General features: G+C 73.1%; 8 protein-coding genes. 7 read left to right on the forward strand and 1 reads right to left on the reverse strand.

What is annotated here, in order from left to right; translation table 11 throughout:
* Window positions 1-3 precede the first annotated feature (3 nt).
* The 4 genes from AB0I32_RS24380 to AB0I32_RS24395 all read left to right on the forward strand — a co-directional run bounded on the left by AB0I32_RS24380 (window position 4) and on the right by AB0I32_RS24395 (window position 4544).
* On the forward strand, window positions 4-780 hold the full coding sequence (locus tag AB0I32_RS24380; protein ID WP_357510775.1) for a peptidylprolyl isomerase: 777 nt from the start codon (window positions 4-6) through the stop codon (window positions 778-780).
* The gene (locus tag AB0I32_RS24385) at window positions 777-2750 is read left to right on the forward strand and encodes a DUF349 domain-containing protein (protein WP_357510777.1); all 1974 of its coding nucleotides are present in this window, start codon (window positions 777-779) and stop codon (window positions 2748-2750) included. Before AB0I32_RS24380 ends, AB0I32_RS24385 begins: the two co-directional genes overlap by 4 nt.
* 72 nt (window positions 2751-2822) lie before the next feature.
* On the forward strand, window positions 2823-3443 hold the full coding sequence (locus tag AB0I32_RS24390) for a hypothetical protein (RefSeq protein WP_357510779.1): 621 nt from the start codon (window positions 2823-2825) through the stop codon (window positions 3441-3443).
* 9 nt (window positions 3444-3452) lie between these two features.
* Window positions 3453-4544, forward strand: coding sequence for a DNA polymerase domain-containing protein (locus AB0I32_RS24395; RefSeq protein WP_357510781.1), 1092 nt, complete (start codon window positions 3453-3455; stop codon window positions 4542-4544).
* Between the two features lie 18 nt (window positions 4545-4562).
* Here AB0I32_RS24395 and AB0I32_RS24400 read toward each other — a convergent pair whose 3' ends face one another.
* Complete coding sequence (locus AB0I32_RS24400; protein ID WP_357510783.1) at window positions 4563-4832, reverse strand: Rho termination factor N-terminal domain-containing protein; 270 nt, start codon at window positions 4830-4832, stop codon at window positions 4563-4565.
* 141 nt (window positions 4833-4973) lie between these two features.
* Between AB0I32_RS24400 and AB0I32_RS24405 the strand changes: the two genes are divergently transcribed.
* From AB0I32_RS24405 to rox, 3 genes are all read left to right on the forward strand, one after another.
* Window positions 4974-5537, forward strand: a complete 564-nt coding sequence (locus tag AB0I32_RS24405; RefSeq protein WP_357510785.1) for a dihydrofolate reductase family protein — start codon at window positions 4974-4976, stop codon at window positions 5535-5537.
* A 14-nt stretch (window positions 5538-5551) separates the two neighbouring features.
* The gene (locus tag AB0I32_RS24410; protein ID WP_357510787.1) at window positions 5552-6709 is read left to right on the forward strand and encodes an ATP-dependent DNA ligase; all 1158 of its coding nucleotides are present in this window, start codon (window positions 5552-5554) and stop codon (window positions 6707-6709) included.
* 128 nt (window positions 6710-6837) lie between these two features.
* Complete coding sequence (rox, locus tag AB0I32_RS24415) at window positions 6838-8265, forward strand: rifampin monooxygenase (RefSeq protein ID WP_357510790.1); 1428 nt, start codon at window positions 6838-6840, stop codon at window positions 8263-8265.
* The last annotated feature ends 108 nt before the right edge of the window (window positions 8266-8373 follow it).

The raw sequence follows: 8373 nt of genomic DNA on the forward strand, positions 1-8373 counted from the left end.
GCGGTGGCGTCCAGCAAGCAGCGGCAGCGCGCGCAGCAGGCCAGGCAGGCGGAGAAACGAGCGCAGCGGCAGGCGGCCGAGCGCGCCCGCAGGCAGCGCCTGTGGGGCCTGGTCGCTCTGGTCACCGTGCTCGCGCTGGTGGGCGCGTTCGTGGTCGCGGCGCTGATCAACGACAACGCACCCGATGACGACGCCGCTGCCGGTGCCTGCCCCGCAGGCGTCGAGGAGGCGCGCGACGACTACGAGCTCGCCGACCCGTCGGTCGCCGAGGACCGCACGTGGACGGTCACGCTGCGGGCCTGCTCGGGCGACACAGAAGCGGACATCGTCCTCGAGCTCGACGGCGAGAAGGCCCCGCAGGCCGTCGCCAGCTTCGTCACGCTCGCCCAGGGCGGCTACTTCGACGGCACCGGCTGCCACCGGCTCGTCACGCAGGGCATCTACGTGCTCCAGTGCGGCGACCCGACGTTCACCGGATCCGGCAGCCCGGGCTATTCGTTCGGCCCGATCGAGAACGCCCCGGAGGACGGCGTCTACCCCGCGGGCACCGTGGCGATGGCGCGCCGCGGCGGCGACGCCGAGTCCATGGGCTCCCAGTTCTTCCTCGTCTACGAGGAATCGACCATCCCTTCCGACGCAGCCGGCGGGTACACGGTCTTCGGCACGATCACATCCGGCTTGGACTTCGTCCAGGCAGTCGCTGACACGGGAGCGGCGGACGGTGTACCTGACGGTGCACCAGCCACCCCGGTCACCATCGAAGGAGTTGAGACCCAGTGAGCGAACCCACTTCCCGCTCGGCAGAGCCCGTCCAGCAGGACGCGCCCGCCGAGCCCGTGGCCGAGACTCCGACCGCAGCCGAATCTCCCGCCGAGGCGGTGAGCGAGGCAGCAGAGGTGACCGAGGCGCCGGCCGAGGTGGAGGTACCCGAGGACGCCGCAGAGGCGGCCCCGGCGGCCCCCGTCGAGGAGCCCGTCGTCGAGGCGGCCCCCGAGGCCGTGACCGAGGCTCCCGCTGAGGAGACCCCTGTCGAGGAGGCTCCCGTCGAGGAGGCTCCCGAGGCCGAGGTCGCCGAGCAGGCGCCCTCTGAGGAGGTCCCCACGACGGAGGCCCCGGTCGAGGACGCCCCCGTCGCGGAGACCCCTGTCGAGGAGGCGCCGGCGGAGGAGAACCCTGTCGTGGAGGCTGCCGCGACGGAGACAACTCCTGCGGTGGAGACCGCGGCCGAGGACGCTCCTGCCGAAGAGGCTTCTGTCGAGGCAGCCCCCGTCGAGGACGCTCCTGCCGAAGAGGCTCCTGCCGAAGAGGCTCCTGCCGAGGCGACCCCTGCCCCTGCCGCCCAGCCCACGCCCGCGAAGCCGGCCGCGATCCCGTCGCCGGCCGCGCTCGCGAGGCCGCGTCCGCCCAAGCCGGGCGCGCCGTCGGCCGCTGCGGCACAGGCTGCGCCGGCCGCCGCACCCGCGCCCGTGGTGCCGGTCGCCGACGCCGCCGCGCACGCCGAGGCGGAGAAGTTCGGCCGCGTGGACGACGAAGGCAACGTGTACGTCCGCGACTCCGCGGGTGAGCGCATCGTCGGCCAGTTCCCCGGTGTCACCACCGAGGAGGCGCTGGCGCTGTACGTGCGCCGGTACCTCGACCTCGCCGCGAAGGTCGGCCTGTTCGAGGCCCGCCTGGACAGCGCCGACCTGTCGGTGCGCGAGATCGACCAGACGCTCCAGAAGCTCGGCGAGGAGACCGCCGAGCCGGCCGCCGTCGGCGACCTGGACGCCCTGCGGGCACGCGTCGAGACGCTGCGCGGCCGTGCCGCCGAGCGCCGGGCCGCCCTCGAGGAGGCCCGGTCCGCCGCGAAGGCGGAGGCCGTCGCCGCCCGTACCTCGATCGTCGAGTCCGCCGAAAAGATCGCGGCGACCGACCCGAGCAAGATGCAGTGGCGCCCCGCCGGCGAGGAGCTGCGTCTGCTGCTCGACCGCTGGAAGGAAGCCCAGCGCTCCGGGCCGCGTATCGACCGCCCGACGGAGGAATCGCTCTGGAAGCGGTTCAGCCACGCCCGCACCGCGTTCGACCGCGAACGCCGGCACTTCTTCGCCGACCTGGAGCAGCGCAACAGCAGCGCCAAGATCGAGAAGGAGAAGCTGGTCTCGGAGGCGGAGTCGCTGGCCACCAGCACGGACTGGGGTTACACCGCTGGCGCGTACCGCGACCTCATGACGCGCTGGAAGGCAGCGGGCCGCGCGTCACGCAAGGACGACGACGCCCTGTGGGCCCGGTTCCGGGCCGCGCAGGACCGGTTCTTCGAGGCGCGGGACGCCGAGAACGCCGTCATCGACGCGGAGTACGGCGAGAACCTCAAGGTCAAGGAGGAGCTGCTGCTGGAGGCAGAGGCGCTGGTGCCGGTCAAGGACCTGAACAAGGCCAAGGCCACCCTGCGCAACATCCAGGAGCGGTGGGAGGAGGCCGGCAAGGTTCCTCGCGGTGACATCCAGCGTGTCGAGGGCCGGCTGCGTGCGGTCGAGACCGCGATCCGCGACGCCGACCAGGCGCAGTGGAAGCGGAGCAACCCGGAGACGCGTGCGCGTGCCGAGGGTGCCGCGGCGCAGCTCCAGTCCGCCATCGAGGGCCTCGAGGCGGAGCTCGCGGCCGCTCAGGCCAAGGGCGACAAGCGCAAGATCTCCGAGCTGGAGGCCGCGGTCGCCGCCCGTCGCTCGTGGCTCGAGCAGGTAGTCAAGGCGGCGGAGGACTCCAAGGGCTGACGCCCCCGGAGTTGTCCACAGCGGGCCCGGTCGCACTGCGCGACCGGGCCCGCTGCGCATAGGTTCTGCCCCATGCAGTCCCCTGGCACCTCCCTCGCCGCTCTCCTCGATCCTCGTCCGGCGCCCGTGCCGCTGGTCGTGACCCCCGCACACGTGGGTGGGCAGGTGGCGTGGTCCGACCTGCGGCGGGCAGGTGCCCTGGTCGAGCTGCGGGACGGCGCGGCCGTGGCCGCGACGTCGGTGGTCGGCCCGGGGCACCGTGCCCTGGTGCTCGCGGACGACGTCGCCGTGCGGTGTGTCCTCGCGGCCTCGACGGCCGCCTGGGTGCACACCGGCGTGTACGACGGCGTCGTCGCCCCCGCCTGGCCGGCCGGCACGCCGGTGGAGCTGGCCTACTCCCCCGACACGCACCGCCCCGCCCCGCGACCGGGCCGGATCGTACGGCGTGCGCCCGGTCTGGCGCGGGACACGGTCCGGCTCGCGGGGGTGCCGGTGACCGGGCTCGTCCGGACCGCTCTCGACGTCGCCTGTACAAGGCCGACGGCGGTCGCCGTGCCCGCCCTGGTGGCCCTTGCCGGGTGCGGGGCAGACCTGCGGCACGCCAGGAGGATCCTCGACCAGCGGGTCCGGGTGGTCGGCCGTCCGGCGGCGCACCGCGCGCTTTCAGCAGCGCTGGAGCAGCTTGCGAGCTAGGTTCGGGTCATGGCCGCATCCAAGACACCAGCGGTGGAGCTCGACGTCGCAGGCCGCACCGTGCGCGTCACGAGCCCTGACCGCGTCGTCTTTCCCCGTGGAATCACCAAGCTGCAGGTCGTCGAGTACTTCGTCGCCGTGTCCGACGGCATCACCGGCGCCCTCCTGCACCGCCCGACGACGCTGGAGCGCTGGCCCAAGGGCTGGCACGAGGGTGCGCGCCTCACGACGCGGATGCCGAAGCCGGACGACCCGAAGGGCGACGGCTTCTACCAGAAGCGTGTCCCGAAGGGCGCGCCGGACTACGTGGAGACCGCGACGATCGCGTTCCCGTCGGGCCGGACGGCGGACGAGGTGTGCCCCACCGAGCCGGCGGTGGTGGCCTGGGCGGCCAACATGGGCACGCTCACCTTCCACCCCTGGCCTGTGCGGCGCGACGACGTCGAGTCGGTCGACCAGCTGCGGATCGACCTCGACCCGCAGCCGGGCACCGACTTCGACGACGCGGCCGCCGTCGCCCCGCACCTGAGGGAGCTGTTGGACGAGCTGAACCTGACCGGTTATCCCAAGACGTCCGGCGGGCGCGGGCTGCACGTGTTCGTGCCGCTGGAGCCCCGGTGGACGTTCACGCAAGCGCGGCGGGCGACCATCGCGATCGGGCGGGAGCTGGAGCGCCGGCTGCCGGGCAAGGTCACGACCCGGTGGTGGAAGGAGGAACGGGGCGAGGCCATCTTCGTGGACTACAACCAGATGGCCAGGGACCGCACCATCGCCTCGGCCTACTCGATCCGGGCCAACGGGAGGGCGACCGTCTCCATGCCGCTCGACTGGGACGAGGTCGGCGGCGTGCACCCCGACGACTTCGACGTCCTGTCGGCGCCCGCACGATTCGCCGAGCGGGGCGACCTGTTCGCCGCGCTGCGCGCCGACCGCGACCCGGCGCTGGACTGCTCGCTGGACGCGGCCCTGGAGCTCGCGGCCCGGGACGAGGCCGACGGCCTCGAGGACCTGCCCTATCCCCCGGAGTACCCGAAGATGCCGGGCGAGCCAAAGCGCGTCCAGCCCAGCCGCGACAAGGACCGCGACAAGAGCCAGGACTGACCCGGCCCCTCCGGCAGGTCAGTGGTTGCGGAGCGCCTTGATGAGCTCGCCCTTGCGCATCTTCGAGCGGCCCTCGATGCCGATCTCGGCGGCGCGCTTGCGCAGATCCTCGGCCGTCCAGTCGTCGTAGTCGCCGCTCTTGCCGCCCTTGCGACCGACGCTCTTGCGGGACGTGTTCGCCGCGGCGTTCGCGATGCGCGCCGACTTCTCCTTCGAGTTGCCGTCGTCGCGGAGCTTCTCGTACAGCTCCTTGTCCTTGACGCTCGGGCCCGGGTCACGCTTCGGCATGGCTGCTCCTCCCGCTCAGGCTGACCGCTCACCGTCAGCACCGTTCACCTCCACGATGGCCCAGCCCGGAGCGGCTCGCACGCGCGCACGGTCACCCTCGCGGACCGATGAGTTCCGCCCCGCGGCGCCGTCGGAAGGGGCATGGGAACCCTGAGCTACTTCGCGAACATGTCCGCCGACGGGTACACCGTCGACGCCGACGGGAGGTTCGACTGGGCGACGCCCACCGACGAGGTGCTCGAGTTCATCAACGAGATCGAGGCGGACGTCGCCGTCTACGTCCACGGCCGGCGCATGTACGAGACGATGGTCTACTGGGAGAACCACGACCCGGGACCGGACGCGAACCCGCACGAGACGCGGTACGCCGAGATCTGGCAGGGCGTGGAGAAGGTCGTCGCGTCGTCGTCCCTGCCCGAGGAAGCGGTCACGTCCGCGCGGACCCGGCTGGTGCGCGACCTGCAGCTCGGCGAGCTGCGCCGCATCACCAACTGCGCGCCCGGCGTCGTCTCGGTGGGCGGGCCGACCGTGGCCGCCGAGCCCATCCGGCACGGGCTCGTCGACGAGTTCCGCTTCTTCGTCTACCCCGAGGTGCTGGGCGGCGGCCTGCCCGCCCTGCCCCCCGACGCCCGGCTGAGCCTGCGCCTCGTCGACACCCGGACGTTCGCGAACGGTGCCGTCTACCTGCGCTACGTCCCGCGCTGAGGCAGGCTCGTACCGTGACCACACTCAACCTGCCCGTGCAGCCACCGGTCCGGCCGATGCTCGCCAAGAGTGTCGCGTCCATCCCGGCCCAGGCGGAGACCGACGTCGGTCCCGCCTACGTCTACGAGCCGAAGTGGGACGGCTTCCGCGCCATCGTCTACCGCGACGGCTCCGAGGTCCAGATCGACTCACGCAACACCAAGCCCATGGACCGCTACTTCCCGGACGTCGTCGCGGCGGTCCTGGAGGCGCTCCCGGAGCGGTGCGCGGTCGACGGCGAGATAGTCATCGCGCAGACGCCGGACGGCGGGGCGGCGCACCTGAACTTCGAGCTGCTGTCGCAGCGCATCCACCCGGCGGCGTCGCGCGTGAACCTGCTCGCCGAGACGACACCCGCCGCGCTGGTGGTGTTCGACGTCCTCGCGCTGGGCGACGAGTCGCTCATGGACCGGCCGCTCACCGAACGGCTGGCGGCCCTGGACGGGCTGGGGCTGACGGGCCCGCTCGTGTTCGCCACGCCGCGCACCCTGGACGCCGCGGTGGCCCAGGACTGGTTCGGTTCCTTCGAGGGTGCGGGGCTCGACGGCGTGGTCGCCAAGCCCGCCGACGGCCCGTACGCCCCCAACAAGCGCGCGATGCTGAAGATCAAGCACACCCGCACCGCCGACGTCGTCCTGGCGGGCTACCGGCTGCACAAGACCTCGACGCCCGAGGCCCCGGTGCTCGGCTCGCTGCTGCTGGGCCTGTGGGACGAGGCCGACGACGGTCCGCGGCTGCAGTTCGTCGGCGTCGCCGCGTCGTTCTCGGCGACTCGGCGCGCGGAGCTGGTCGAGGAGCTGGCGGCGCTGGTCGTGGAGCCCGGCACGCCGGCGGCGGACGAGCATCCGTGGCGCGGCTGGACCGACCCGGCGAGCGGCGAGGCCGGCGACCGGCTGCCCGGAGCGCAGTCGCGCTGGAGCTCGGGCAAGGACCTGTCGTTCACTCCCCTGCGTCCCGAGCGCGTGCTCGAGGTGGGCTACGACCACATGGAGGGCACGCGGTTCCGGCACACCGCCCAGTTCAAGCGCTGGCGCCCGGATCGCGAGCCGGCGTCGTGCACCTACGAGCAGCTGGAGGAGCCGGTCGGCTTCGACCTGGGCGAGCTGTTGCCGGGCGCTCCCGGCACCGCCTGAGCGATGGCGTTCCCCTCCACTCTCAACGTATAGCGCACAGGGGGTCTTGCGGCAAGACCCCCGTCGTGACGCAGAATCGGCGACCCAGGCCAGAGCCTGCGGATGTCGCGATGCTGACGGGGGAACCGATGATCGATGTGACAGTGGTGGGTGGCGGGCCGACCGGCGTGATGCTGGCGAGCGAGCTGCGGCTGCGGGGCGTGCGCGTGCTCGTCCTGGACAAGGAGGCGGCGCCGACCAAGGTGGTCCGCGGGCTGGGGCTGCACGCCCGCACCGTCGAGGTGCTGGACCAGCGAGGGCTCCTGGACCGGTTCCTCCCGCTCGGCAAGCAGTACCCGGTGGGCGGCTTCTTCGCGGGCATCAGCAAGCCGACGCCGGGCGGCCTGGACACCACGTACCCGTTCGTGCTCGGCATCCCGCAGCCGACCACGGAGCGCCTGCTGACCGAGCACGCGACCGACCTCGGCATCGAGATCCGCCGGAGCTGCGAGCTGGTCGGCCTCAGTCAGGATGACGACGGCGTGACCGCCGAGCTGGCGGACGGCACGCGGCTGCGCTCCCGCTACCTCGTCGGGTGCGACGGCGGCCGCAGCACCGTGCGCAAGCTCCTCGGCGTCGGCTTCCCCGGGGAGCCCGCCCGGCGCGAGACGCTGCTCGGCGAGGTAGAGCTGACCGCGCCGCCCGAGGAGGTGGACGCCGTCGTCGCCGAGGTGCGCAAGACCCAGCGGGAGTTCGGCGCCATGTCGCTCGGGGACGGGCTGTTCCGCCTCGGGGCACCCGCGGAGGGGGTCGCCGAGGACCGGGCGACGCCGCCGACCCTGGAAGAGCTGAAGCGGCAGGTGCGCAAGCTCGCCGGCACCGACTTCGGCGCACACTCGCCGCGCTGGCTGTCCCGGTTCGGGGACGCCACCCGGCTGGCCGACCGCTACCGGGTCGGCCGGGTGCTGCTCGCCGGTGACGCGGCGCACGTCCACCCGCCGTACGGCGGGCAGGGGCTCAACCTCGGCGTCCAGGACGCCTTCAACCTGGGCTGGAAGCTGGCCGCCGAGGTCGGTGGCCGGGCGCCGGAGGGGCTGCTGGACAGCTACCACGCCGAACGCCACCCGGTGGCCGCCGACGTGCTGGACAACACCCGCGCCCAGGGCGAGCTGCTGTCCCTGGAACCCGGCGCCCAGGCCGTGCGCAGGCTGCTGTCCGAGCTGATGGACATCGAGGACGTGAGCAGGCGCCTGGCCGAGAAGGTCATGGCGACGGGGATCCGCTACGACGTCGGCGAGGGGCACGAGCTGCTCGGCCGGCGGCTGCCCGACGTCACGCTGGAGCGGGGCCGCCTCTACGAGCGGATGCACGACGGCCGCGGCGTGCTGCTCGACCGGACCGGCCGCCTCTCCGTGGCCGGATGGACGGACCGGGTGGCGCACGTCGCCGACCCGGGTGCGGAGCTGGACGTGCCGGCGGTGCTGCTCCGGCCGGACGGCCACGTCGTGTGGGTCGGCGAGGACCAGGCGGACCTGGTCGGGCCGCTCACACGGTGGTTCGGGTCGAGCGTGCGCTGAGCGGAATCCCGCTGGTCGAGCCTGTCGAGACCGGACCAGGTCTTCACGGTCGCCTCCGTGCAGGACGCGGTGTCCACCACCGACGAGGTGGTGGAGGTGACCGGCGCG

The sequence above is a fragment of the Promicromonospora sp. NPDC050249 genome, from assembly GCF_040656015.1.
GTDB lineage: Bacteria > Actinomycetota > Actinomycetes > Actinomycetales > Cellulomonadaceae > Promicromonospora.